The sequence below is a fragment of the Micromonospora marina genome (genome assembly GCF_900091565.1).
Lineage (GTDB): Bacteria > Actinomycetota > Actinomycetes > Mycobacteriales > Micromonosporaceae > Micromonospora > Micromonospora marina.
This window is the reverse complement of the sequence record NZ_FMCV01000020.1, coordinates 59,623-84,079: the sequence shown is the minus strand read 5'-3', so window position 1 is coordinate 84,079 and position 24,457 is coordinate 59,623. Positions and strand designations below refer to the sequence as shown.

Below are 24,457 nucleotides of genomic sequence, written 5' to 3'. Positions count from 1 at the left end.
AGACGGCACGACCGGTGGGGAAACGCCCACCGGCAGGACCGCCTGTGCCCCGCAGGAGCGATCACGAAACCGGTTCAGGAACCGCGGCGGATCCGGCCCGCGTACCGTGCCTCCAGCTCGGCGTTGTGCTCGTCGCCGCCGGTGATGTTCGCGGACAGGTAGACCGGCGGGCGCCGCCCCGCCGCGACCAGCCGGGCCACCACCTCGGCCACGATCTGCTGGGCGAGCAGCGCCGCGGTGATGGAGGAGACCGCGCCGACCGCGCCGCCGCCCGGCAGCGGCAGCGTGGCGTCGCCGTACGGGGCGCCGTTGTCCAGCACCACGTCGGCGAAGTCGGCGAGCTTGCGGCCGGACGGGTGCCGCGAGGTCATCCGGCCCGAGTGCTGCGCCGACGTGATCGCCACCAGGCCGTGCCCGCGTTCCTTCACCACGGACGCGAACTCGACCATCGCCCCGTTCACGCCCGAGTTCGAGGCCAGCACGAACACGTCCTGCGGCCGGATCGGCGCCAACTCGTACAGGCGGTGCGCCACGGCCGGGTCGCGTTCCAGCTTCGGGCCGAGCACGTCGGCCGGGTCGCCGCCGATCAGCACCAGGTCACGCAACGCGATCCGGTTGGTGGGCACCAGACCGCCGGCCCGACCGGCGATCTCCATGGCCAGCGCCTCGGAGTGCCCGGTGCCGAACGCGTGCACCACACCGTCGGCGCGCAGCGCCGCCGCGATCAGGTCGGCCGCGTCGGCCACGTTCTGCCGCTGCTCGGCCGCGACCCGGCCGATCGTCTCGGTCACCACCGCCAGGTACGCGTCGGCGCTCACCGTCATGCCTCCTCCGTTCCTGCGCACCGGGCGAGGATCGCCTCGGCCAGCGGGCCGGGTGCCTCGTCCGGGATCCAGTGGCTGACCCCTGGCAGCACCACGAACCGGTAGTCACCCGTGACGTGCGCGGCGCACGCGTGCGCGGCCGTCCGGCCGATCGCCACGTCCTTGTCGCTCCACACGAACGTGGTCGGCACCCCGACCGGGGCGACCCCCTTCATGTCCGCCCCGGTCATCGCGCGGTACCAGTTCAGTGCCGCCGTCAACGCCCCCGGCTCGCGCATCGGCTCGGCGTACCGGGCGACCGTACCGGCGTCGCCCACGCCGCTCAGCAGCTTGCGCAGCGTGGCGCCGTGCCACGCCAGCAGCACCTTCTCCGCCGTACCGGGCTTGCGGAACAACGCGATGTAGGCGGACTTGACCTTCTGCCGCGGGTCGGTGGCCAGCGCATGACCCATCGCCGAGGGGTGCGGCACCGACACCGCGGTGAGCGTCCGGACCCGCTCCGGGTGGGCCGCCGCCAGGCCCCACGCCACGATCGCGCCCCAGTCGTGACCGACCACGTGTGCGCGTGCCACCCCGAGCGCGTCGAGCACCGCCGCCGCGTCGGCCACCAGCTCGGGGATCCGGTACGCCCCGACGTCCGCCGGACGCGCGCCGGGCGAGTAGCCGCGCTGGTCGAGCGCGTACGTGCGCAGCCCGGCGGCGTGCAGCGCGGGCGTGACCGCGTCCCACTCGCCGGAGTGCTGCGGGAAGCCGTGCAGCAACAGGACGGGGTCACCCCCCTCGGGGCCACCGGCGCGCACCTCGAACGTCAGTCCCCGCGCATCCACCTGCATGATCGCCACCATACCGACACTCGCCCTGCTGGGCCGGAGACCGTCGTCGGTGCTAGCGTCTGCGACGAGACAACTTCACATCCGACAGGGGAGCGCACAGCGCTGAGAGTGCGGGCCGGTGCCCGCAGACCCTCGAACCTGATCTGGGTAATGCCAGCGCAGGGAGTTCGGTCGACCTTCAGCCGCGTCGCCGTCCGGTGACCACCGGGCGCGGCGTGCGTCTTCTCCTGGTTCACCTAGACGAACTGGGAGCCATCCGTGAACCACACCGACAGCAACCGCTGGCGTACCGTCGACATCGTCGTCGCCTCGGTCATCGCCGTCGCCTTCGGCGTCGTGTTCCAGCTCTGGAACATCCTCTGGAAGGGCAGCGACGGGCCGTTCGCCTTCTTCGCCCCGCTCCAGTCGGTCATGTACGGCGTCTGGCTCATCCCCGCCGTGCTGAGCGCGCTCATCGTCCGCAAGCCGGGCGCGGCGCTGCTCACCGAGACCGTCGCCTCGACCGTCTCGGTGCTGCTCGGCTCCCCGTACGGCGCGATGGCGATCCTTCAGGGCGCGGTGCAGGGCCTGGGAGTGGAGAGCGTCTTCGCGGCCACCCGGTACCGCAGCTACCGGCCGGTCACGGCGGCGCTGGCCGGGGCGGCGGGCGGCCTCTTCGCCACCGTGTTCGACGTCCTCTACTGGTACCCGGCCACGAGCTGGACCACGTTCCGGCTGCCGTACATCGCGTTCGGTGTGCTCAGCTGCCTGCTGGTGGCGGGCCTGGGCGCGGTGGCCCTCACCCGCGCGCTGGCGAACACCGGCGTCCTGGACCGCTTCCCCGCCGGCCGCGACCGGGCCCTGGTCTGACGGCTCGCCCCGCCCCGGTGATCAAGGAGTTCGCGTCCGCCGGGCACGGTTTCCCGGACGCGAACTCCTTGATCACACAAGCTGGGCCGGGAGAGGGGGTGGGTGGTTCGTGAGCGCTGTGGTGCTGCGGGGGTTCGGGTGGCGGCACGGGGGACGTCGGCGGTGGGCTCTGCGCGGCGTGGATCTGCGCGTGGAGAGCGGCGAGCGGGTGCTGCTGCTCGGGCCCTCCGGGGCCGGTAAGAGCACGCTGCTGGCCGCGCTGGCCGGGCTGCTGCCGGAGGACTCCGGCGAGCAGGAGGGTGCCGTCGAGATCGACGGGCTGGACCCGCGCAAGGCGCGTGAGCGCGTCGGCATCCTGTTCCAGGATCCGCAGACCCAGCTCGTCATGGCCCGCTCCGGCGACGACGTGGCGTTCGGGCTGGAGAACCGCGGCGTACCGGCCGGCGAGATCTGGCCCCGCGTCGACGAGGCGCTGCGGCGGGTCGGCTTCCCGTACGACAGGGACCGCCCGACCGCCGCGCTCAGCGGCGGCGAGCAGCAGCGGCTGGCGCTGGCCGGCACGCTCGCGCTGCGCCCCGGACTGCTGTTGCTGGACGAGCCCACCGCGAACCTCGACCCGGCCGGTGCCGCCCTGATCCGCCGGGCCGTCGCGAACGCGCTCGACCCGGACACCACGATGATCCTGGTCGAGCACCGGGTCACCGAGGCCCTGCCGCTGGTCGACCGCGTCGTGGTGCTCGAACCCGGCGGCGGGGTCCGCGCCGACGGGCCGCCCGAGACGGTCTTCGCCGCGCACGGCGACGCGCTGGCCGCCGCCGGAGTCTGGGTACCCGGGCACGTCGCGCCACCCCGGCACGCCGCCGCGCCGCCCGGCGACGTGCTGCTCACCGCCGGCCGGCTCGGCCTCCCACCCCGGCTGGCCCCGACCGACCTTCGGGTACGCGCCGGCGAGGCGCTCGCCGTCCTCGGCCCGAACGGGGCCGGGAAGTCCACGCTGGCGCTGCTCCTGGGCGGCCTGCTGAAACCCGGCACCGGCACCGTGACTGCGTCGGCGGAACTCGCCGGGCGGGACGCGCGCACTCCCCCGCACCGCTGGCGTGCACCGGCGCTGGTCCGCCGGATCGGCTCGGTGTTCCAGGACCCGGAGCACCAGTTCGTCACCGCCACGGTCCGCGACGAGCTGGCGCTCGGCCCCCGCCGCACCGGTCAGCCCGACACGGCGGTGACCGCCACTGTCGACGGGTTGCTGGAGCGGCTGCGGCTGGACAAGCTGGCGGGCGCCAACCCGTACACCCTTTCCGGTGGCGAGGCGCGGCGGCTGAGCGTGGCGACGGCGCTGGCCACCGCGCCCCGCCTGCTGATCTGCGACGAGCCCACGTACGGCCAGGACCGGCGCACCTGGCTGGAGCTGGTCGACCTGCTCGCCGAGCTGCGCGACGCCGGTCACGGCGTCGTGGCGGTGACCCACGACGAGGACTTCGTCGCCGCGCTGGCCGACCGGACACTCACCCTGGACCGGTCACCGTCCGGCGCGGAGCGCTCCCCCGACGGGCGGTCCTCGACCGGCGTGGCCGAGGCCGCGCGCGCGGGCGACGACGGCCCGGCTGCCGGAGGTGTGCCGTGATCGGCCTCGAACCGGTCGCCGTACCCGGCGCCCCGCTGGCCCGCCGCAACCCGGTGGCGAAGCTGGCCGCCGCGCTGGTCTTCACGGTGATCCTGGTGGCGACGCTCGACCCGGTGGCACCGGCCATCGCCATCGCCGTCGAACTCGCGGCGCTGCCGCTGTTCGGTGTCCGCTACCGGGTGCTGGCCCGGCGGGCCTGGCCGCTGCTGGCCGGCGCCGTCGGCATCCTCGTCACACTCGTGCTCTTCGCGGCCGACCGCTCCGGCCCGGTACTGCTCCAGGCCGGGCCGATCCTGGTCACCGAGGGCGTGCTGACGACAGCGCTCGGGCTGGTGCTGCGGATGGTCGCGGTGGCCCTGCCCGGCATCGTCGTGTTCGCCACCACCGATCCGACCGACCTGGCCGACGCGTTGATCCAGAACGCGAAGGCGCCGGCCCGGTTCGCCATCGGGGCGCTCGCCGCGTTCCGGATGGTGCCGCTGCTGGAACAGGAGTGGCGGATGATCAGCATGGCCCGCCGGGCGCGCGGCGTGGACGCCGGACGCAACCCGGTGGCGAAGCTGCGGCTGTTCGCGTCCACCGCGTTCACGCTGCTGGTGGGCGCGATCCGGCGGGGCACCCGGCTCGCGGTGGCGATGGACGCCCGGGGGTTCGACGCGGGCACCCCGCGCACTGTCGCCCGCCCCCAGCGCTTCACCCGCGCCGACACCCTGCTGGTCGCCGGAGCCGCCCTCCTGGCCGGAGCCGCCTTGGCGACAAGCATCGCCCTGGGCACCTTCCGCCCCTTGATCGGCTGACCCGGCCCACCCCCGCCAGCCCAGCGCCCACCCTCGCCCCGTTGACCATGAGGTTGACGGCAAAGAGTGCCCGATTTGTCGCCGCCAACCTCATGGTCAACCACGACCGGGCGAGACCTTGGTACGGAGTGGCCCCCATAGGGTCGCCGGGGACCGCGGAAGGCGCAGGGCTGGCCCGCGGTGGGAAGGAGCGGGTGGCGCCCGCCGGGGCAGGCTCCGGGGTCGGGCCCGCCCGGCGAGCAACCGCAGGGATCGGACTGTCGGTCAGCTGCGGCGGAAGGCGTAGAACCGGGTCTGGCCGGCCCGCTGACTACGCCCGGTCAGCCGCGGCTGCCGTCCGGCCGGTGGACCGGAGCGGGGCGGCGTCGTGGACGCGCCGGGCGGGACCGCGATCTCCGGGGAACCGACCGGCGACCCGGGCTCGGTGGGAAGCACCACCGCGGGCGGCGTCGCTGTGAGCACGTCGAGGTTCGGCGCGGTCACCTGCGGCGCGGACTGCTTGCGGGATTTCTTTGGGTTACGCTTCGCTGGCATGCGCGGGCCTCCTGTCATACGGGCGCGCCGATCGGGACGCGCCGAGCGAGGGCTCCGGTGCGATCCGATCGCGACAGACACCGCTACCGACGGTGGCGGAAAGGGATGCGGACGCCCGGAGCAGGACGGATCCACCGCACTGGCGGCAGTGGACCGGGCTCGGAGATGTGGCGTCACTTACGCATGCCGTCACGCTATCCCGCGGCCTGAGCGCCCCGCATCCGAATTAACGCGAGAAGACGCACTGCCCCACCCACCGGCGTCGTCGCATGAGGAGGGCGAGCTGTGGCACGCACCATCACCGGGCACGTTCATTTCGAGCCGGACCGTTCCATGCGCCTCGTGCTCGCGGGGCCGGACGGCCCGGTCGACGCGGGCACCACCCGGCGCTCGACGGAACTCGGCCGGATGGCCCAGGACGCCGCTGCCCGCATCGGATCCGGTCCGGCTGACGTCTCGCTTCTGGTGGACCGGCCGCCATGGCTACGACTGGGAATGATCGTACGGATGCCCGCCTCAGCCGACACTGGGGAAAGGCCTCGGCACCCCTACGGTCAGGTGATCGGCTTCCTGCCGGTCGGCGGCGTGGTCGTGTGGCATCCCGAGAGCAGCGCGGGTGTGCACGCTCCGGAGGATCTCGTCGTCTGCGACCCCGCTTCCGTGGATCCACGCATCGTCGGGGAGATATCCGGCCGGACCGGTGTTGCCGCCACCTTCGAGTGACCACGCCGGCGTTCGTCAGGCGGGCCGCGGAACCGATCAGGGCGGCCGGCGGCAGCACCCTTGATCGGTTGCCGGACCGCAGCGACGGAACCGCCGGAGCCGAGGTACCGGACGCGCACCCGCAGCCACCGGGAACTCACCGCCCGTCGACGACCCGGTCCACCGCGTCGCCGATCGCGATACGGTCGCAGGCACAGCAGCACGAACGAGAGGTGGCGGTACGCATGGCAGAGCAGGCGACGGCGCAGATCGGAGTCACCGGTCTGGCGGTGATGGGCCGCAACCTGGCCCGGAACCTGGCCCGCAACGGTTTCGCCGTGGCGGTGCACAACCGGTCGCCGGAACGTACCCGCAGCCTCGTCGCCGAGCACGGCGACGAGGGCACGTTCGTGCCGTCGGAGTCGCTCGCGGACTTCGTCGGCTCGCTGGAGCGGCCCCGCGCGGTGATCGTGATGGTGAAGGCCGGCGCGCCCACCGACGCCGTGATCGACGAGCTGGTCCCGCTGCTGGAGGAGGGGGACATCGTCGTCGACTGCGGCAACGCGCACTTCGCCGACACCCGCCGCCGGGAGGAGGCGCTGCGGGGGCACGGGCTGCACTTCGTCGGCACGGGCGTGTCCGGCGGCGAGGAGGGCGCGCTTCTCGGCCCGAGCATCATGCCCGGCGGGTCGGCCGAGTCGTACCGCAAGCTGGGGCCGATCTTCGAGCGGATCGCCGCGCAGGTGGAGGGTGAGCCCTGCTGCCGGCACATCGGGCCGGACGGCGCTGGTCACTTCGTGAAGATGGTGCACAACGGCATCGAGTACGCCGACATGCAGCTCATCGCCGAGGCGTACGACCTGTTGCGGGCCGGGCTGTCGGCGAGCCCGGCGGAGATCGCGGAGATCTTCCGGGAGTGGAACGGCGGCGAACTGGGGTCGTTCCTCATCGAGATCACCGCCGACGTGCTCGGCCACACCGACGCGGCCACCGGGCAGGCGTTCGTGGACGTGGTGCTCGACCAGGCGGAGCAGAAGGGCACCGGCCGCTGGACCGTGCAGAGCGCGCTCGATCTCGGCATCCCGATCACCGGCATCGCCGAGGCCACGTTCGCCCGGTCGCTGTCCGGGCACGCCGACCAGCGGGAGGCCGCCCGCCGCGTGTTCGCCGACGCGGGCGACGAGTGGCAGGTGGACGACCGGGAGGCGTTCGTCGAGGACGTGCGCCGCGCGCTGCTGGCCAGCAAGATCGTCGCGTACGCGCAGGGGTTCGACCACATCCGGGCCGGCAGCCGCGAGTACGACTGGGACATCGACCTGGGCGGCACGGCCACCATCTGGCGGGGTGGCTGCATCATCCGGGCCGGTTTCCTGGACCGGATCCGGGAGGCGTACGACGCGGAGCCGGACCTGTCGACGCTGCTCGTCGCGCCCTGGTTCGCCGAGCGGGTCAGCGACGGCGTACCGGCCTGGCGACGGGTGGTGGCCGACGCGGCCCGGGCGGGCGTGCCGGCCCCGGCCTTCGGGTCGTCGCTGGCCTACTTCGACGCGCTGCGGGCGCAGCGGCTGCCGGCCGCGCTGATCCAGGGGCTGCGGGACAACTTCGGCGCGCACACCTACCACCGGGTGGACCGGGACGGCTCGTTCCACACCCTCTGGGCGGGCGACCGCTCCGAAGTGGAGGCGTGAGCCGCACCGACGTGGGCCGCATCGACACCGGCCCGGGCCGCCCCAGCCCAGCCGGACGGCTCACCAGGCCCGCTGACCGTCCGGCTCGGGCGTCCAGCCGGCGGCCGGCTCCCCGGCCGCCAGTTCGCCGATCTCACCGGAGCGGACCGCCGGGGTGTGCCCGAGGTCGGCGCACCACCGCTGCGCGACGTCGGCGCACAGTGCGGCGACCGCGTCCCGGCGGGCCGGCTCCACCAGGTCGGCGACGGCCAGGGCAGCAGTCATCTCGTACCGGAGATCGCGCATCCTCCACCCCCGTGGCGGGCGCGCACCCGGCGGCGCGCCCTGCGCCGATCGTAGAGCGCGACGCTCCGCGCCCGGCGGGAAAGCCGGATGCGGGGCGTCATGCTCGGGCCGGACGGTGGCCGCGGCCACCTCGGCCGGACGTCGCGGTCAGAAGAACCGGCGACGCTTGGCCTTCTGCGGCCGGATCAGGTCGGCGCCCTTGGTCAGCAGACGGCTCACCCCGGACGGGCCGCGACGGGCCTCCAGGGTGTGGCTGAGCCGGCGCGCGCCGGCCGCCGCCAGCGGCACGGCGACCGCCATGACCGCCCACTGCGCGATCCGCTTCTGAATCATGTGGTTCACCTCCGCGTTTGCTGTCTACCCGTATCGGTACCCAGCGCGGCGCGTCGCTAAGCGTGACCTCAGGCGCCCGGGGCGACCGGGTTGGGCAGGGCACCGCCGAAGCGGCGGTCGCGCTGGGCGTACAGCTCGCAGGCGTACCACAGGTGGCGGCGGTCGAAGTCCGGCCAGAGCGTGTCCAGGTAGACCAGCTCGGCGTACGCGGTCTGCCAGAGCAGGAAGTTCGAGATGCGCTGTTCGCCGGAGGGACGCAGGAACAGGTCGACCTCGGGCACCTCGGGATGGTAGAGGTAACGCGCGATCGTCTTCTCGTTCACCTTGGCCGGGTCGAGCTTGCCGGCCGCGACGTCCCGGGCGATCCCGGCGGCGGCGTCGGCGATCTCGGCCTGACCGCCGTAGTTGACGCAGAACTGCAGCGTCAGCGTCGAGTTGCCGCGCGACATCTCCTCGGCGGTCTGCAACTCGGAGATGACGCTCTTCCACAGCCGGCCGGCGCGGCCCGACCAGACCACCCGGACGCCCAGGTCGACGAGCTGGTCGCGGCGGCGGCGGATGACGTCGCGGTTGAAGCCCATCAGGAAGCGGACCTCGTCCGGTGAGCGCCGCCAGTTCTCGGTGGAGAACGCGTACGCCGACAGGTAGGGGATCCCCATCTCGATCGCGCCCTCGACGGCGTCGAACAGGCTGTGCTCGCCCTGCTCGTGCCCCTTGGTGCGGGGCAGGCCGCGCTCCTTGGCCCAGCGGCCGTTGCCGTCCATCACGATGGCGACGTGCCGGGGCACAGCGGCGGGCGGCAGCGCCGGCGGACGGGCTCCGGAGGGGTGCGGGGTCGGCGGCACCGGCTCGCGGCGGGTCGCCCTCGTCGATCGGATCACTCGGTCATCTCCCTGTTCACACCGGCGACGGGCCCGGCGCCGGAGCGCGGCGGGACCACATCCGGCCCCGCACCGCCGGGCGGCGGGACCGCGCCGGACGCCGGGGCACCCCGGTCGACCAGCGGCAGCGAGCGTAGCGCGCGCTCCAGATGCCATTGGAGGTGCGCCGCGACCAGCCCGCTGCACTCGCGGCGCACGCCGGTCTCGGCGGCGTCGGCGTACCCCCAGTCGCCGGAGGTCAGCGCGGACATCAGCTCCAGCGTGGCGGGCGCGGGGTGGGCGGCGCCGGGGGGTCGGCAGTCCGGGCAGACCGCGCCGCCGGCCGGTACGGAGAACGCGCGGTGCCGGCCCGGCTCGCCGCAGACCGCGCAGGCGGCGAACGCGGGCGCCCAGCCGGCGAACGCCATGCCGCGCAGCAGGTACGCGTCGAGCACGAGCGTGGTGGCGTGCTCGCCCCGGGCCAGCGACTTCATCGCGCCGAGGGTGAGCTGGAACAGCCGCAGCGACGGTTCCCGCTCGACCGGGGTGAGCCGCTCGGCGGTCTCGGCTATCGCGCTGGCCGCCGTGTAGCGGGGGTAGTCGCCGAGGAACCGCTTGCCGTACAGCTCGATCGCCTCGACCTGGCTGACGGTGTGCAGCGAGCTGCCCTGGTTGCCCTTGGGGTCACCGGCGAGCTGGAGGTCGACGTGCCCGAACGGTTCCAGCCGCGCGCCGAACCGGCTCGTGGTGCGCCGGACGCCCCGGGCCACCGCGCGCAACCGGCCGTGCCGGCGGGTGAACAGCGTGATGATGCGGTCCGACTCGCCCAGCTTCTGCACACGCAGCACCACCGCGTCGTCGCGGTAGAGCTGACGGCGGTACCCGGCCATCAGGCCATTCTCCCTCCGGGTGCGATCTCAGGGTCGGCTCGGGGTGCACGGTCGGGCGATCCCCGATGTGCCGGGCGCCGGGCCGGACCTAGTGTGCTGGCATGGCTTCGCTCCGCACCGCTCCCCGGCCGCGCAATGTCTTCCGGGCACGTGGCGTGCTGGCCGCCGCCACGGCCACCGCCCTCATCGTCCTCGCCGGGTGTGACACCCTCTCGTTCCGCCGCCTCGACTTCGACCAGACCGAGCGGACGAAGATCACGAAGATCACCGTGGACGACGACGGCGCCGGCGACGTCGTGGTCCGGGCCAACGGCCCCGCCGACCAGGTACGCGTCAAGCGCGTGGTCCGCTACCAGGGCGATGAGCCGAACAGCCGGTACGAGATCACCGGCGACGAACTCGTCCTGCCCACCGACTGCGGGCAACGGTGCAGCATCTCCTGGGAGGTGACCGCGCCACCCGGCGTGGTGGTCCGCGGCGGGACCGGCTCGGGCAACGTCGACCTCAGCGACGTGGGCGCGGTGGAGTTCACGCTCAGCTCCGGCGACCTGACCATCCGGGGCGTCACCGGCGAGGTCCGGGCGTCCACCACGTCGGGCAACATCCGGGTGGTCGAGGCGGCCGGCCCGGTGCGGCTACGGGCCCGCTCCGGCGACATCGAGGCTCGCCGGCTCGAGTCCGCGATCGACGTCGAGACCACCTCCGGCGATATCGTCGTCGAGCTGGACGAGCCGGCTCCGGCCCGGGTGCACGCCACCAGCGGAGACGTCGACCTGGCCGTACCGGCGGGCCGCTACCGGGTGCGCGCCACCGCGACCTCCGGCGACACCGACGTGCGCGTCACCGACGACCCGGCCGCCTCGGTGCAGCTCGAAGCATCAGCCACCAGCGGCAACGTCACGGTCAGCACCCGCTGAGCGGGCCGCCCCCGGTGGTCGCTCAGTCGCCGCCGGGCGGCCGGGACGCCGTCGCCCCGGCCGGGTCCTCGGCCGGGCGGCGCGGCGCCGGCACCCCGGCACCGACGCTCACCAGCGCGTCCCCCGCCCCCGCGGGGGCCGGACTCGCCGGGGCCGCCGCCCGGCCGGCCACGGTCCGCCGCGGTTTGCCCGGAAGCAGTTCGGGGCTACGCCGGGCCGCCACGTCCTCGACCCAGCCGACCATGAGCGTCACCACGCCGACGAGGGCGAAGACCAGCCCCACCCGCAGCCACAGGCCGACCGGATCGCGCGGGGACCAGCCGACCAGGCCGACGAGCGGGGTGAGGAGCACCACGAACGGCATGTGCCAGAGGTAGACGGTCAGCGCGCGCCGGTTCACCACGGTGACCGCCCGGCCGAGCACCGGCACGCGGTCGACCCAGGTCACCCCGGCCGGCGCGCGGCCGATCGCCACCAGGATGAACGCGGCGGACCAGAGCGCGTTGCCGAGCGGGATGTCGTTGATGTCGTACCCGCGCGGGCCCGGGTGGGTGACGATCCAGGCCAGCCCGGCGGCGCCGACCACAGCGGCCACCGGCAGCAGCACCCGGTTGCGCATCCGGCGCAGCATCCCGTCGTGGTGGGCGAAGCCCAGCAGCCAGGCGCCGAAGTAGAGCCCGAACTCGCGCAGCACCCTCGGCGGGTTCGCCAGGACACCGGCCTCGATCGCGACCAGCAGCAGGTACGGGGCGACGAGCGTGGGCAGCGGCGCCCGGCGGAACAGCCGGAGCACGAGCGGCGAGGCCAGCACGAACCACAGGTAGTCCCGCAGGTACCAGATCGGGCTGAGCGCCAACCCACCCCAGTAGTTGGCCGGCGGGTCGCTGATCGGAAAGAGCCAGAGCAGCACCTTCGGGCCGAACGCCAGCCCGGTGAGCAGCATGGCCGGCACGAAGACCGCGGCGACCACCCACAGCGACGGCAGGAGGCGGCGCAGCCGGCGCCCGACCGCGCGTACGCCACTGCGGTCCAGCGACGCCGCCATCAGCGACCCGGCCAGGGCGAACATCACCGACATCGCCGGGAACACCAGCGTGAGCGTGGCGTAGCCGGTGACGTGGTAGATGACCACGCGCAGGATGGCCAAGAAGCGGAGCAGGTCCAGATAGCGGTTTCGCATCAGCTCGCGGCGGGGTCCGGGGACAGAGACAACGATCCCTACCCTGCTCCCGGTCGCTGTGAAACAGCCGAGAATGCCTGTGGAAAGTGAGATGTTCCATAGGCCTGGCTGATCCTGATCAGCCGTCGCCGGGAGCCCGCCCGGCCGCCCGGTCAGAAGCCCAGCTTGCGCAACTGCTTCGGGTCGCGCTGCCAGTCCTTCGCCACGCGTACGTGCAGGTCGAGGTAGACCCGGGTGCCGAGCAGCTCCTCGATCTGCCGCCGGGCGGTGGTGCCCACGTGCTTGAGGCGACTGCCCCGATGGCCGATGACGATGGCCTTCTGGCTCGGGCGCTCCACGTACACGTCGGCGTAGATCTTGGTGAGGTTGCCCTCCGGGATCATCTCCTCGACCACCACGGCGATGGAGTGCGGCAGCTCGTCGCGTACGCCCTCCAGCGCCGCCTCACGGACCAGCTCCGCCACGAGCACCTGCTCCGGGTCGTCGGTGAGCATGTCGTCCGGGTAGAGCTGCGGCGACTCGGGCAGGTAGCCGGTCATCACGTCCACGAGCGTGTCCACCTGGTGGCCGGAGACCGCGCTGACCGGCACCACGTCGGCGAACTCGCCCAGCTCGCTCACCGCGAGCAGCTGCTCGGCCAGCCGCTTCCGGTCGACCAGGTCGGTCTTGGTGACCACCGCCAGCACCGTGGCCTTGAGGCTGGCCAGCTCGCCGGTGATGAAGCGGTCCCCCCGGCCGATCGGCTCGTTCGCCGGGACGCACAGGCCGATCACGTCGACCTCGCTCCAGGTCTCCCGGACCAGGTCGTTGAGGCGCTCGCCGAGCAGCGTGCGGGGCCGGTGCAGACCCGGGGTGTCGACGAGCACGAGCTGTGAGTCCGGCCGGTGCAGCACCGCCCGGATGATGTGCCGGGTGGTCTGCGGCTTGTTCGAGGTGATCGCGATCTTGGTGCCGACGATCGCGTTCGTCAGCGTCGACTTACCGGCGTTCGGCCGCCCGACGAAACAGGCGAAACCGGCCCGATACGGGTGCGGCTCGGGCGTGGTCACTCGACCACCGTGCCGAGGACGGTGCCGTCCGGCGCGGCCACGTGGACCGGCGCGTCGGCGGACAGGTCACGCACCGCGGCGTGCCCGGCCCCGTCCAGCGTCGACGCCTCGGTCACCACCACGGCGGCCTCCAGCCGGCTCGCGCCCGCCGCCACCGCCGAGGCGACAGCGAGCTGGAGCGCGGTCAACGTCAGCGACGGCATCGCCACGCTCGCCGCCGCGTACGTCCGGCCGTCCTGGTCGCGGACCGCGGCGCCCTCCACGGCCGCCACCCGGCTCCGCGCGCCCCGGGCCAGGACGACCAGCTTGGCGTCCTCGGCGCTCAGCTCGGCCGGGTCGGCGGGGGTGGGCAGGGCGGCCGGTACGGCGGGTGACTCAGGCATCGGCGGGTTGCCTCTCCTCGGAACGGTTGTTGTCGCCACGGGAATCGGGCGGATCGCTTCGGTTGGTGCCCTCCGGCGCGTCGCCCCGGCCGACCCGGCTCACCAGAACCGTGTCGATCCGGTTGCGCCGGCCGGTCGTGCCCTCGGCCACCAGCCGCAGGCCGGCCACCTCGGCCTCGGCGCCCGGGATGGGCACCCGGCCGAGCGCCTGGGCGAGCAGACCACCGACCGTCTCCACCTCGTCGGTGGGCAGCTCGGTGTCGAACAGCTCGCCCAGATTTTCCACCGGCAGCCGCGCGGTCACCCGCACGGCCCCGTCCGGCAGGTGCTCGACCGGCGGACGCTCGACATCGTACTCGTCGGTGATCTCCCCGACGATCTCCTCCAGGATGTCCTCGATGGTGACCAGCCCGCCGGTGCCGCCGTACTCGTCGACCACGATGACCAGGTGGTTACGGGCCGCCTGCATCTCCGAGAGGAGGTCGTCCACCGGCTTGGACTCCGGCACGAACGTGGCCGGGCGCATCAGCTCGGCCACCGGCATCTGCCGGGCGGCCTGGTCGCCCTGCACCCGCCGGATCAGATCCTTGAGGTAGAGCACACCGAGCACGTCGTCGACGTTCTCGCCGATCACCGGGATCCGGGAGAACCCGGAGCGCAGGAACAACGCCAGCGCCTGCGCGAGCGTCTTGCGTTCCTCGATCCACACCATCTCGGTACGCGGCACCATCACCTCGCGGGCGATGGTGTCGCCGAGTGCGAAGACCGAGTGGATCATCTGGCGCTCGCCGTGCTCCACCACACCGCGCTGCTCGGCCAGATCGACCAGCTCCCGCAGCTCCACCTGGGTCGCGAACGGCCCCTCGCGGAAGCCCTTGCCCGGAGTGACCGCGTTGCCGATCAGGATCAGCAGCGACGCCAGCGGGTTGAGCGCGCGGCCCAGCCAACGCACCAGCGGCGCGACCGCGCGGCCGACCGCGTACGCGTGCTGGCGGCCGATCGTCCGCGGACCGACGCCGACGACGACGAAGCTCACCACCGTCATCGCGCCGGCGGTCACCAGTGCCGCCCGCCAGCCCGCGCCGAACGTGTCCACAGCCACCAGCGCGACGAGCGTGGTGGCGGTCAGCTCGGCCAGCAGACGCAGCAGGAGCAGCAGGTTCAGATGGCGGACCACGTCACCGGCGACCGCCTGGAGGGCACGCCCGCCGCGCGCGCCGTCCCGGGTCAGCTCGGCGGCGCGAGCCGGGGAGACCGCGGCCAGCGCCGCCTCGGTCATCGCGATCAGGCCGGCGAGCACCACCAGCCCGGCGGCGAAGACCAGGAGTTGGAGATCAGGCAGACCGGCGGGGGCACGGACCGCCGCCAAGGCGTCCATCACCGCGACCGGGTCGACCGCCAGCTGGCCAGCAGCCGGGCCTGGAGACCGAACATCTCCCGCTCCTCCTCGGGCTCAGCGTGGTCGTAGCCGAGCAGGTGCAGCACGCCGTGCACGGTGAGCAGGTGCAGCTCGTCGGCGGCCGCGTGCCCGGCGGCGGCGGCCTGCTTGGCCGCCACCTCCGGGCAGAGCACGATGTCGCCCAGCAGGGCCGGTTCACCGCCGGCCGGGGCACTCTCCCCCGGGCCGTGGTCGACGCTGCCCTCGTCCATGGGGAAGGCGAGCACGTCGGTCGGGCCGTCGCCACCCATCCAGCGGTGGTTCAGCTCCGACATGTACTCGATGTCGACGAGCAGCACGGACAGCTCGGCGAGGGGGTTGACCCCCATCTCGTCGAGGGCGTGCCGCGCGACGGCGAGCACGGCGTCGGTGTCGACGTCGACACCGGACTCGTTGGCGATCTCGATGGACAACTGTCTTCCTCTGATGATGTGACGGCTTCCGCCGGTGGGTCAGCGGCGCCGGCCGGCCCGGCCGCCCTGGGCGGTCCGCCCCGGTACGGCGTGCACGCTCTGCGCCTGCTGGTTCTCCCGCTCGGCGTCCCAGCGGGCGTACGCGTCGACGATCTCGCCCACCAGCTTGTGGCGCACCACGTCGGAGCTGGACAGCTGGGCGAAGTGCACGTCCTCGACGTTGTTCAGGATCTCCCGGACCACCCGCAGGCCACTCGTCGTCCCACCGGGAAGGTCCACCTGGGTGACGTCACCGGTGACGACGATCTTGGACCCGAAGCCGAGCCGGGTGAGGAACATCTTCATCTGCTCGGGCGTGGTGTTCTGCGCCTCGTCCAGGATGATGAACGCATCGTTGAGCGTGTTGTGAGTCACCAGGAAGTCGTCGGTGACGTAGAGCGAGTCCTCCGCCGCGACCTGGATGCACATCGTCTCCCGCACCCCGGCCGGGATGATCGAGTCGATGAATCGCATCGGCCGGCCACCGCCGTGCTCGTCGTAGAGCCGGCGCTTACGCGACAGGCGGAACGGCGCGACACCGGCGGGTAGCCGGATCTCCACGATGTAGGCGTCGGACCGGTACGGAACCGGCCGCCCCTTCGCCAGACCGGGCTTGCGTCCCTCGGCCGGACGAACCCGCGCCGTGGCCACCCCTCCGAGCGACTCGACCAGGTGGACCACGTCGTCGCACAACCGGGGGGAAGTGGTCGAATACTGCACACGGCACGTGCGCCCGGCCTGGGTGACCGGCCCGCCGTCGGTGTCCAGCAGCCCTTGCAGGACCGCCAGCCGGACGCCGACGCTGTTGTTCTTGTAGACCTCGGGGACGAACTTCGTGCCCGAGGTGGCCCCGGCCAGCCCCAGTTCGCGGACGGCCACAGTCACCGGGTTCGCCACGATCACGCCGCCGCGGTGCCCGTTGACGTGCCGGAGGACGTAGTCGTCGTCACCCTTGCCGACCAGTCGGATGTCGACGAGCGCCTCCTCCAGCGCGGTCGCCAGCTCCGGGTCGGCGGTGCAGAAGGCCGGCGTGGCGCGGGACGAGATCGCGCCGTCGCCGAGCAGCAGCCCGAGCGCGTACGGGTCGAGCGGAACCGCGCGCGGCTCCATCTGCACCGGCGCGACGAGCGGGAGTTCGTAGCGACGGGTGTGGCCCCGCCACTCCTTGCCGATCATCTCCTGCGTCTCGATCGTGCGCCGGCGCCCACGCCGCTTGTCGTCCGGCGTGGCGACGGTCCACAGGTGCTCACCACAGCAGAGCGTGGACGCGCCGTCCTGCGTGGTGACCCGGTAGGTCTGCTTCGGCCCCTGCGGGTAGATGCCGATCACCGGTGTGGGCGTCCCGTTCGAGCCGATGACCAGGTCGCCGACCTGGAGCGAGCCGAACGACCGGAAGCCCTCCGGCGTCAACACCCGGGCGTCGTACGGCTGGGCCCGCCCGCGCATGTAGGCCAGCGGCGCGACCTCGATCGTGCCGGCGGCCATCAGCTTGGGGATGGTCTCCGGGTCGAGCATGTCGTGCAGCGCGTCGTAGAGCGGGCGCAGGTAGGGGTCGATCTTCTCGTTCAGGGTGCCGGGCAGGAAGCCCAGCCGCTCCCCCGCCTCGACCGCCGGCCGGGTCAGGATGATCCGGTTGACCTGCTTGGCCTGCAGCGCCTGCACGGCCTTCGCCATGGCCAGGTACGTCTTGCCGGTACCCGCCGGGCCGATGCCGAAGACGATGGTGTGGGCGTCGATCGCGTCGACGTACTTCTTCTGCCCCAGCGTCTTGGGACGGATGGTGCGGCCGCGACGGGAGAGGATGTTGAGCGTCAGGACCTCGGCGGGCCGCTCGGCGCCGCCCTGTTCGAGCATGCCGACGGTACGCCGTACCGCGTCTGTGGTCAGGGTCTCGCCTTTCTCGATCAGTTCGAGCAGCTCACTGAAGAGGCGCTCGGCGAGGGCGTTGTCGGCGGGAGCGCCGGTGATGGTGATCTCGTTGCCGCGGACGTGGACGTCGCTGTCGATCGAGCGCTCGACGAGGCGCAGGATTTCGTCGCCCGCGCCGAGCAGGTTCACCATGATCTTCTGGTCGGGAACCGTGATCCTGGTCTGCACACGCGGCGTGCCGGGAGGTGGGGTGCCGGTCATAGGTCGGGCCCTCGGGCCCTGCGCCACCTGCTCTCCGCTTCTCGGGCGCCGGGCCCTGCCGGCACGGCGTTCGGTTACCTCCATCGTATCGGGTCGGCACCGTACGCACCGCGCCCATTTCCCGTGCCCCGGCGCTCAACCACCGACGCGGAAGTCGTACCCGTCGAAGGTCTCCTGGGCGCGGGTGAAGCGGTAGGTCGCCCAGTGCATCCGGACCACCACGCCGCGCTCGTCGCGGGTCAGCCGCAGCAGCTCACCCACCTCGCGGCCGGAGACCGTGCGGAACACGTCCGGCCGGTCCGGCAGTGGCGCGAAGACGGCGGGCGGCTTCCCGGCCGGGTCGTCCGCGCCGCGTGCCCGCAGCGTCCCGTCGTGCCAGGAGAAGACGTACTCGAAGCCCTCGCCCCACCATCGGCCCGGCACGCCGCGCAGGTGGTCCGGAGCGGGCGGGCCGGGACGCCACGGCTCGATCTCCGCCGGGTCGTGCTCGGCGGCGGCGAGCAGCCGGTGGGGCAGGTCCAGCACCTCCACCCCGGTGCCGGACGAGCCGAGCACCGAGCAGCCCATCGCCCCGGCGGTGCCCTGTCCGCCGCGCCGTCCGTAGACGGCGGCGAGGAATCCGGGCATCGCGCCGTCGTGGCCCACGTGGGTCACCCGGTCCGGCTGCGGGATCAGGATCAGCCCCAGCCCGAAGCCGGCCGACCAGACCGACTCGTCGGTGGGCGTGAGCGGCCAGCGCATCTCCTCGACCGTCGCCGCGGCGAGCACCGCGCCGTCCGGGTCCACCGCCGCCGGGTCGGCCAGGAACGCGGCCCAGCGGGCCATGTCCGTCGCGGTGCTCCAGAGCTGCGCGGCGGGGGCCACCGCGCCGAAGTCGGCGGGTGGTTCCGGGTGGGCCTCGTCGGAGTACGCGTCGACCAGGAACCCGGTCGCCGCGCGCCCGGTCGGGTACGGCCCGGTGGCGGTCAGCCCGAGCGGGGTGAGGACCCGGTCGGCCAGCACCTCGGCCCAGGTGCCGCCGCGCAGCCGGGCGACCGCCTCGCCGAGCAGTGCCAGGCCGAGGTTGGAGTAGTGGAAGCGTCGGCCGGTGGGCAGCACCCGCTCGACCCGGGCCAGGTCGGCCAGCATCTCGCCGACGGCCGGGGCGCGCAGGCTGTCCCACACGTCGCGGTGCGGCTCGCGTTGCAGGCCGGCGGTGTGCGACAGCAGCCGGCGTACTGTCGCGTCGCCGTGCGCGGGCAGGTCGAGGTGCCGCCCGATCGGGTCGTCCAGGTCGAGCAGGCCGTCGTCGCGGCACTGCATGACGAGCGCCGCGGTGAACGTCTTGGTGACCGAACCGATCCGGAACACCGTCTCCGGCCCCAGCGGGGTGTCGTTGCCGGTGTCCCCCACGGTGCAGGTCCAGAGCGGCCGATCGGCCCGGTGCAGGGCGGCGGACACCGCCGGGATCCGCCCGGTGGCCTGTGCCTGGCGCACCATCCGGCCGAGCCGGTCGGAGACGTCGGTCATCGGCAGAGCATCGGGCCGAGCGGCGCGCCGCCGAGCAGGTGGGCGTGCACGTGGAAGACCTCCTGGCCGCCGTACGGGCCGGTGTTGAACATCAGCCGGAACCCGTCCACGGTCAGGCCCTCCTCCTCCGCGACCACGGCGGCGGTCTGGAGCACCTCGCCGGCCAGTTCGGGCGCGCCCTGGGCCAGCGTGGCCACGTCCGCGTAGTGCTCCTTCGGGATCACCAGCACGTGGGTCGGCGCCTTCGGGTCGATGTCCCGGAAGGCCAGGGTGGTGGCGGTCTCGCGGACGATGGTGGCCGGAATCTCCCCGGCGACGATCCGGCAGAAGAGGCAGTCCATCGCAGCAGTGTAAGGAAGGGCCCCCGCTTAACGCCTCGGGTAGGTGAAGGGGCCCTTCTTAACACCGGGCCCCGATGCGGCAGGATGGCCGCCATGTCGGGACGGGCGGTGCTGGTGACGGGGGGCTCGCGGGGCATCGGGCGGGCGGTGGCGCGGGCGTTCGCCGCCGGTGGGGACCGGGTGGCGATCCACCACCGGGACTCGGCCGGGCTGGCGGAGCGGCTGCGCGCCGAACTGCCCGGCGAGGGGCACGCGGTGGTACGCGCCGACCTGGCCGACGCCGACGCGGTGCGCGCGATGGTGGACGAGGCGGCCCAGCGGCTCGGCGGGCTCGACGTCCTGGTGAACAACGCCGGTGTGTTCGGACCGGCCGATCCCCCGCACCCGGTCTTCGAGAGCAGTTACGAGCAGTGGCGGGCGCGGTGGCGGGAGGTCCTGGACACCAACCTGGTCGGCGCCGCGAACGCCGCCTGGTGCGCCGCGCAGCACATGCGCGAACGCGGGGGCCGGATCGTGAACGTGTCGTCCCGTGGGGCGTTCCGGGGCGAGCCGGCCAACCCGGCGTACGGGGCCAGCAAGGCCGGGATGAACGCGATGGCCCAGTCGCTGGCGGTGGCCCTGGCGCCGTACGGCATCGCTGTGGCGTGCGTGGCGCCCGGCTTCGTCGAGACCGACATGACGAACGAGCACCTGAAGAGCGAGCGGGGCGAGGCGGTACGTGCCCAGTCCCCGTTCCACCGGGTGGCCCGGCCGGAGGAGATCGCCGCGGCGGTGCACTGGCTGGCGAGCCCCGAGGCCGAGTGGGCGGCGGGAACTATCATCGACCTCAACGGCGCTTCCTACCTCCGCTCCTGACCCCCGCTCCCCGCCCTTGACTCCCGGCGATCTTGCATTCTCGGCCCCGGCCAAGCATCACGAAAGCGGCACAACATGGGCCGAAACTGCAAGATCAGCGCGGAAGGGGCCGGCGGGCTACCAGTGGGTCAGGCGGGTGGCCAGGACTGTCAGGGCGGCCACTCCTGCCGTCGACGTGCGCAGGACCGACGGGCCCAGGCGGACCGTCCGGGCTCCGGCGTCGGCGAAGGTGGCCAGCTCGTGGTCGGCGATGCCGCCCTCCGGGCCGACCACCAGCACGATCTCCCCGGCGGCCGGCAGGTCGACTGTGGTCAGCCGGTCCTGTGCGCCCTCGTGCAGCACGAACGCGCCGGCCGACCCGGCGATCCGGCGGGCCACCGAGGCGGTGGACTCGTCCGGCGCGCCGGCCACCACGGGCAGCCACGGGCGGCGGGCCTGCTTGGCCGCCTCCCGGGCGGTGGCCACCCACTTCTGCCGGGCGCGTTCGCCCCGCTCGCCACGCCACTGCGCCACCGAGCGGGACGCCGCCCAGGGCACGATCTCGTCCACGCCGACCTCGGTCACCGCCTGCACGGCGAGTTCGCCCCGGTCGCCCTTGGCGATGCCCTGCACCACGACCAGCCGGGGCACCGGCGCGTCCGCGTACCCCCGGCTGGTGACCCGCAGGTCGAGCGTGCCGCGGCCGGCGGCGGTGACCACGGCGGCGGCCGTGCCGCCCCGGCCGTCGGCGAGCACCAGTTCCTCGCCGACGCGCAGCCGCTGCACGGTGGCCGCGTGGTGGCCCTCCGGGCCGTCGAGCGTCAGCGTGTCACCGGTGGGCAGCGCTTCGACCAGGAACAGCGGCGCGGACACCTCAGGCGTGCCCGTTGAAGGCGTCGCGCATCCGGGAGAAGAAGCCGCCCTGCTTGGTCAGCTCGGCGACCTCCTCGCCGCGCGTCTTGGCGAAGTCGCGCAGCATCCGCTCCTGGTCGGCGTCGAGCTTGGTCGGGGTACGCACGTCCAGGTGCACGTAGAGGTCGCCCCGTCCGGTGCCGCGCAGGTGCGGTACGCCCCGGGCGCGCAGCCGCAGCGTGCTGCCGGGCTGGGTGCCGGGCTTGACGTCGACCACCTCCTCGCTGTCGAGCGCCTTGATGGTCAGCCGGGTGCCGAGCGCGGCGGCGGTCATCGGCACCGTCACCCGGCAGTGCAGGTCGTCGCCCTTGCGGGAGTAGACGTCGTGCGGCCGCTCGTGGATCTCGACGTAGAGGTCACCGGCGGTGCCGCCACCCGGGCCGACCTCACCCTGCTGGGCCAGGCGGATCCGCATGCCGTCCTCGACCCCGGCCGGGATCTTGACGGTCAGCGAACGGCGGGTGCGCACCCGGCCGTCACCGGCGCAGGTCGGGCAGGGGTGCGGGATGGTGGTGCCGAAGCCCTGGCAGACGGTGCACGGCCGGGCGGAGACCACCTGACCGAGGAACGTCCGCTGCACCGACTGCACCTCGCCCCGGCCGCCGCACGCCTCGCAGGTGGCCAGGTGGGTGCCGGCGGCGGTGCCGGCGCCGGAGCAGGTGGTGCAGAGCACTGCGGTGTCGACGGTGATCGGCGCCTCGACGCCGAACGCGGTCTCGTTGAGGTCCAGTTCCAGGCGCAGGATCGCGTCCGCGCCGGGGCGGGTGCGCGGGCGCGGCCCACGGCTGCCGCCGGCGGCGCCGCCGAAGAACGCGTCCATGATGTCCTGGAAGCCGACGAACGGACCGGCGCCGCCCGGGCCCCCGGGACCGCCCATGCCACCGCCGCCCGGGGCGAGCGGGTCGCCGCCGAGGTCGACGATCTGCCGCTTCCGGTCGTCCGAGAGGACCTCGTACGCGGCGTTGATGTCCTTGAACTTCTCCTGGGCCTCCGGGTCCGGATTGACGTCCGGGTGGAACTGCCGCGCCAGCTTGCGGTAGGCGCGCTTGATCTCGTCGTCGGAGGCGTCCCGGCTCACGCCGAGAATGCCGTAGTAGTCCCTGGCCACTGGGTTAGGTGTCCTCATGTTCGTCTCGCGTCGCTCCGGTCGTCGGCCGGAACCGGCCGTCGGCCCTGACTGGTCAGTTCTGGGCCAGCAGTTCGCCCACGTAGCGTGCCACGGCCCTCACCATGGCGATATTGCCGGGGTAGTCCATCCGGGTCGGCCCGAGCACGCCGAGACCGCCGACGATGGTGCTGCCCGGTCCGTAGCCGGTGCTGACCACCGAGGCGGCCCGCAGGTTGTCGACTTCGTTCTCGTCGCCGATGAGCACCCGGGTGGTGCTCGGCTCGGTCTCGCCGATCAGCTTGAGCAGCACGACCTCTTCTTCGAGCGCCTCCAGGACGGGGCGCAGCGAACCCTGGAAGTCGAGCAGGCCACCCCGGGTGAGGTTGGCCTGCCCGGCCAGCGCGAGGCGCTCCTCGTGCCGTTCCACGAGCGTCTCCAGCAGCACGGTGGAGAGCGTGGTCATGGCCGGGCGCAGGCGCGGCGCCGACTCGTCGACGAGCGCCTGCACCAGCGGCGGCGTCTCGGCGAGCTGACTGCCGACGAGCTTCTCGTTCACCAGCCGGCGCAGGTCGGTCACGTCGTCGGCGGGCACCGGGGCGGGCAGCTCGACCAGCCGCTGCTCGACCCGGCCGGTGTCGGCGATCATCACGACCATGAGCCGGGTGGTGGAGATCGGCACCAGCTCCAGGTGACGCACCTTGGAGCGGGCCAGGCTCGGGTACTGCACGACCGCCACCTGCCGGGTGAGCTGGGCGAGCAGCCGGACCGTACGGTGCACCACGTCGTCCAGGTCGACGGCGCCGACCAGGAAGCGCTCGATCGCCCGGCGCTCGGCCGGGCTGAGCGGCTTGATCCGGGACAGCCGGTCGACGAAGAGGCGGTAGCCGCGGTCGGTGGGCACCCGGCCGGCGCTGGTGTGCGGCTGCCGGATGTAGCCCTCCTCCTCCAGCACCGCCATGTCGTTGCGCACGGTGGCCGGCGAGACGCCGAGCTGGTGCCGCTCGACCAGCGTCTTGCTGCCGACCGGCTCCTGCGTGGCGACGTAGTCCTCGACGATCGCGCGCAGCACGGCGAGTTTGCGGTCGTCGAGACCCATTCCCCACCTCCTGACGCACCTCGGTCGGCCGGCACGCGGCATCCGCCGGGCGGCTGGCACTCGACTGTAGCGAGTGCCAGTCTACGTCGGCACCCCCGCCGACGCGATGATCGCCCGACGGACCTGCGGTGCGGCCCACCACACACCGCGCCCCACCAGGGCCGAACAGCCGGTCATCGTCGGCCTGTGTCGCTCTGGTGCGAGTTGACCGGTGCACCTACCGTGGCGACCATGACTGAACCTCCTCGCCCTCCCGGGTCGGGGGACTCCGGCCCCCAGCCCGACCCGTCGGCCCCCTACGGCTCGTCGCCGGGCGACGAACCACCCACCGCTCCACTGTCCGGGGCGCCGGGCCCCGGCGGCTATCCCCCGCCCGGTGACTATCCGCCCCCGGGCGGCTACCCGCCCCCGGGCGGACAACCTCCGCCGGGCGGCTACCCGCCCCCCGGTGGTTACCCCCCGCCGGGCGGCACGCCGGGCTACGGCGCCGGTGGCGGGTACGGTCCCGCCGCGTACGCCAACAACGACGAGAAGACGTGGGCCCTGGTGGCGCACTTCGGCGGCGCCGCGGGTGTCATCGTCGGCGGCGGCCTGCTCGGCTGGGTCGCTCCGCTCATCGCGCTGATGACCCGCGGTCAGCAGTCGCCGACGGTCCGCGCGCACGCGGTCGCGGCGCTGAACTTCCAGATCACCTGGACCGTCGCCAGCGTGCTCGCCTGGGTGATCACGGTCATCAGCTGCGGGATCCTGTTCTTCGTCCCGATGCTGGTCTGGCTGGTGCCGCTGATCTTCGGGATCATCGGCGGGATCAAGGCCAACGAGGGTGTGCTGTACCGCTACCCGTTGACCTACAACTTCGTCAAGTGACACCGCCGGCCGGCCGAGGGGG

General features: G+C 73.3%; 25 protein-coding genes, 3 pseudogenes and 1 riboswitch. Of the genes and pseudogenes, 8 read left to right on the top strand and 20 right to left on the bottom strand.

Annotated features, from left to right (window positions below; genetic code table 11):
* Nucleotides 1–74: 74 nt before the first annotated feature.
* Entirely contained in the window at nucleotides 75–824 is a 750-nt protein-coding gene (locus GA0070215_RS21165; protein WP_018787350.1) for a sugar isomerase domain-containing protein, read from the bottom strand.
* A complete protein-coding gene (locus GA0070215_RS21160) occupies nucleotides 821–1,657 on the bottom strand; it encodes an alpha/beta fold hydrolase (RefSeq protein WP_208600392.1) in 837 nt (278 codons plus the stop codon). The genes GA0070215_RS21165 and GA0070215_RS21160 overlap by 4 nt, the downstream gene beginning before the upstream one ends.
* 76 nt (nucleotides 1,658–1,733) lie before the next feature.
* Nucleotides 1,734–1,840, top strand: a riboswitch (TPP riboswitch).
* A 75-nt stretch (nucleotides 1,841–1,915) separates the two neighbouring features.
* Here GA0070215_RS21160 and GA0070215_RS21155 point away from each other — a divergent pair.
* The 3 genes from GA0070215_RS21155 to GA0070215_RS21145 all read left to right on the top strand — a co-directional run bounded on the left by GA0070215_RS21155 (nucleotide 1,916) and on the right by GA0070215_RS21145 (nucleotide 4,927).
* The gene (locus GA0070215_RS21155) at nucleotides 1,916–2,506 is read left to right on the top strand and encodes an ECF transporter S component (protein WP_091048901.1); all 591 of its coding nucleotides are present in this window, start codon (nucleotides 1,916–1,918) and stop codon (nucleotides 2,504–2,506) included.
* 109 nt (nucleotides 2,507–2,615) lie between these two features.
* Nucleotides 2,616–4,130, top strand: coding sequence for an ABC transporter ATP-binding protein (locus GA0070215_RS21150; RefSeq protein ID WP_091048898.1), 1,515 nt, complete (start codon nucleotides 2,616–2,618; stop codon nucleotides 4,128–4,130).
* Entirely contained in the window at nucleotides 4,127–4,927 is an 801-nt protein-coding gene (locus tag GA0070215_RS21145) for an energy-coupling factor transporter transmembrane component T family protein (RefSeq protein WP_091048896.1), read from the top strand. Before GA0070215_RS21150 ends, GA0070215_RS21145 begins: the two co-directional genes overlap by 4 nt.
* A 264-nt stretch (nucleotides 4,928–5,191) precedes the next feature.
* Here GA0070215_RS21145 and GA0070215_RS21140 read toward each other — a convergent pair whose 3' ends face one another.
* Nucleotides 5,192–5,461, bottom strand: a complete 270-nt coding sequence (locus GA0070215_RS21140; RefSeq protein WP_026268351.1) for a hypothetical protein — start codon at nucleotides 5,459–5,461, stop codon at nucleotides 5,192–5,194.
* Between the two features lie 285 nt (nucleotides 5,462–5,746).
* On the opposite strand from GA0070215_RS21140, the gene GA0070215_RS28500 reads away from it, so the two are divergent.
* Both GA0070215_RS28500 and gndA read left to right on the top strand, forming a co-directional pair.
* Nucleotides 5,747–6,184 carry a hypothetical protein gene (locus GA0070215_RS28500; RefSeq protein ID WP_091048894.1) on the top strand — a complete coding sequence of 146 codons (438 nt, stop codon included), beginning with the start codon at nucleotides 5,747–5,749 and terminating at the stop codon, nucleotides 6,182–6,184.
* Nucleotides 6,185–6,408: 224 nt separating this feature from the next.
* On the top strand, nucleotides 6,409–7,851 hold the full coding sequence (gene gndA, locus GA0070215_RS21130) for an NADP-dependent phosphogluconate dehydrogenase (RefSeq protein ID WP_091048991.1): 1,443 nt from the start codon (nucleotides 6,409–6,411) through the stop codon (nucleotides 7,849–7,851).
* Nucleotides 7,852–7,911: 60 nt separating this feature from the next.
* On the opposite strand, the gene GA0070215_RS21125 is transcribed toward gndA, so the two are convergent.
* From GA0070215_RS21125 to recO, 4 genes are all read right to left on the bottom strand, one after another.
* Complete coding sequence (locus GA0070215_RS21125) at nucleotides 7,912–8,136, bottom strand: thioredoxin reductase (RefSeq protein ID WP_091048890.1); 225 nt, start codon at nucleotides 8,134–8,136, stop codon at nucleotides 7,912–7,914.
* Nucleotides 8,137–8,283: 147 nt separating this feature from the next.
* Nucleotides 8,284–8,469: a hypothetical protein gene (locus tag GA0070215_RS21120; protein WP_026268349.1), complete on the bottom strand. Its 186-nt coding sequence runs from the start codon at nucleotides 8,467–8,469 to the stop codon at nucleotides 8,284–8,286.
* Between the two features lie 68 nt (nucleotides 8,470–8,537).
* The gene (locus GA0070215_RS21115) at nucleotides 8,538–9,314 is read right to left on the bottom strand and encodes an isoprenyl transferase (protein ID WP_018787341.1); all 777 of its coding nucleotides are present in this window, start codon (nucleotides 9,312–9,314) and stop codon (nucleotides 8,538–8,540) included.
* Between the two features lie 32 nt (nucleotides 9,315–9,346).
* Complete coding sequence (gene recO, locus GA0070215_RS21110) at nucleotides 9,347–10,219, bottom strand: DNA repair protein RecO (RefSeq protein ID WP_091048887.1); 873 nt, start codon at nucleotides 10,217–10,219, stop codon at nucleotides 9,347–9,349.
* Between the two features lie 101 nt (nucleotides 10,220–10,320).
* Between recO and GA0070215_RS21105 the strand changes: the two genes are divergently transcribed.
* Nucleotides 10,321–11,136: a DUF4097 family beta strand repeat-containing protein gene (locus GA0070215_RS21105; RefSeq protein ID WP_244167083.1), complete on the top strand. Its 816-nt coding sequence runs from the start codon at nucleotides 10,321–10,323 to the stop codon at nucleotides 11,134–11,136.
* Nucleotides 11,137–11,158: 22 nt separating this feature from the next.
* Here the strand turns inward: GA0070215_RS21105 and GA0070215_RS21100 are convergent, their stop codons facing one another.
* The 10 genes and pseudogenes from GA0070215_RS21100 to GA0070215_RS21065 form a co-directional block, all read right to left on the bottom strand.
* Complete coding sequence (locus tag GA0070215_RS21100; protein ID WP_018787338.1) at nucleotides 11,159–12,316, bottom strand: acyltransferase family protein; 1,158 nt, start codon at nucleotides 12,314–12,316, stop codon at nucleotides 11,159–11,161.
* 152 nt (nucleotides 12,317–12,468) lie between these two features.
* Nucleotides 12,469–13,365, bottom strand: a complete 897-nt coding sequence (gene era / locus GA0070215_RS21095) for a GTPase Era (protein ID WP_091048884.1) — start codon at nucleotides 13,363–13,365, stop codon at nucleotides 12,469–12,471.
* On the bottom strand, nucleotides 13,362–13,748 hold the full coding sequence (locus GA0070215_RS21090) for a hypothetical protein (protein WP_018787336.1): 387 nt from the start codon (nucleotides 13,746–13,748) through the stop codon (nucleotides 13,362–13,364). The genes era and GA0070215_RS21090 overlap by 4 nt, the downstream gene beginning before the upstream one ends.
* Entirely contained in the window at nucleotides 13,741–15,150 is a 1,410-nt protein-coding gene (locus GA0070215_RS21085; RefSeq protein WP_208600393.1) for a hemolysin family protein, read from the bottom strand. Before GA0070215_RS21085 ends, GA0070215_RS21090 begins: the two co-directional genes overlap by 8 nt.
* Nucleotides 15,126–15,599, bottom strand: coding sequence for an rRNA maturation RNase YbeY (ybeY, locus tag GA0070215_RS21080; RefSeq protein ID WP_018787334.1), 474 nt, complete (start codon nucleotides 15,597–15,599; stop codon nucleotides 15,126–15,128). The genes GA0070215_RS21085 and ybeY overlap by 25 nt, the downstream gene beginning before the upstream one ends.
* 39 nt (nucleotides 15,600–15,638) lie before the next feature.
* Nucleotides 15,639–16,001: pseudogene (locus tag GA0070215_RS29250) on the bottom strand (PhoH family protein); the annotation flags it as partial.
* 264 nt (nucleotides 16,002–16,265) lie between these two features.
* Nucleotides 16,266–16,748: pseudogene (locus GA0070215_RS29245) on the bottom strand (LAGLIDADG family homing endonuclease); the annotation flags it as partial.
* Between the two features lie 273 nt (nucleotides 16,749–17,021).
* Nucleotides 17,022–17,768 (bottom strand): annotated as a pseudogene (locus GA0070215_RS29240) (PhoH family protein); the annotation flags it as partial.
* Between the two features lie 135 nt (nucleotides 17,769–17,903).
* Entirely contained in the window at nucleotides 17,904–19,277 is a 1,374-nt protein-coding gene (locus GA0070215_RS21070) for a serine hydrolase domain-containing protein (RefSeq protein ID WP_091048875.1), read from the bottom strand.
* Entirely contained in the window at nucleotides 19,274–19,618 is a 345-nt protein-coding gene (locus GA0070215_RS21065) for a histidine triad nucleotide-binding protein (protein WP_013475524.1), read from the bottom strand. Before GA0070215_RS21065 ends, GA0070215_RS21070 begins: the two co-directional genes overlap by 4 nt.
* 93 nt (nucleotides 19,619–19,711) lie before the next feature.
* Between GA0070215_RS21065 and GA0070215_RS21060 the strand changes: the two genes are divergently transcribed.
* Nucleotides 19,712–20,473, top strand: a complete 762-nt coding sequence (locus GA0070215_RS21060) for an SDR family NAD(P)-dependent oxidoreductase (protein WP_091048983.1) — start codon at nucleotides 19,712–19,714, stop codon at nucleotides 20,471–20,473.
* A 117-nt stretch (nucleotides 20,474–20,590) separates the two neighbouring features.
* Here the strand turns inward: GA0070215_RS21060 and GA0070215_RS21055 are convergent, their stop codons facing one another.
* The 3 genes from GA0070215_RS21055 to hrcA form a co-directional block, all read right to left on the bottom strand.
* Nucleotides 20,591–21,325 carry a 16S rRNA (uracil(1498)-N(3))-methyltransferase gene (locus tag GA0070215_RS21055; protein ID WP_091048872.1) on the bottom strand — a complete coding sequence of 245 codons (735 nt, stop codon included), beginning with the start codon at nucleotides 21,323–21,325 and terminating at the stop codon, nucleotides 20,591–20,593.
* A 1-nt stretch (nucleotide 21,326) separates the two neighbouring features.
* Complete coding sequence (gene dnaJ / locus GA0070215_RS21050) at nucleotides 21,327–22,472, bottom strand: molecular chaperone DnaJ (RefSeq protein WP_018787329.1); 1,146 nt, start codon at nucleotides 22,470–22,472, stop codon at nucleotides 21,327–21,329.
* Between the two features lie 73 nt (nucleotides 22,473–22,545).
* A complete protein-coding gene (gene hrcA, locus GA0070215_RS21045; RefSeq protein ID WP_018787328.1) occupies nucleotides 22,546–23,568 on the bottom strand; it encodes a heat-inducible transcriptional repressor HrcA in 1,023 nt (340 codons plus the stop codon).
* Nucleotides 23,569–23,799: 231 nt separating this feature from the next.
* Here hrcA and GA0070215_RS21040 point away from each other — a divergent pair, with 231 nt between their 5' ends.
* Nucleotides 23,800–24,435: a DUF4870 domain-containing protein gene (locus tag GA0070215_RS21040; RefSeq protein WP_081635977.1), complete on the top strand. Its 636-nt coding sequence runs from the start codon at nucleotides 23,800–23,802 to the stop codon at nucleotides 24,433–24,435.
* Nucleotides 24,436–24,457 lie beyond the last annotated feature (22 nt).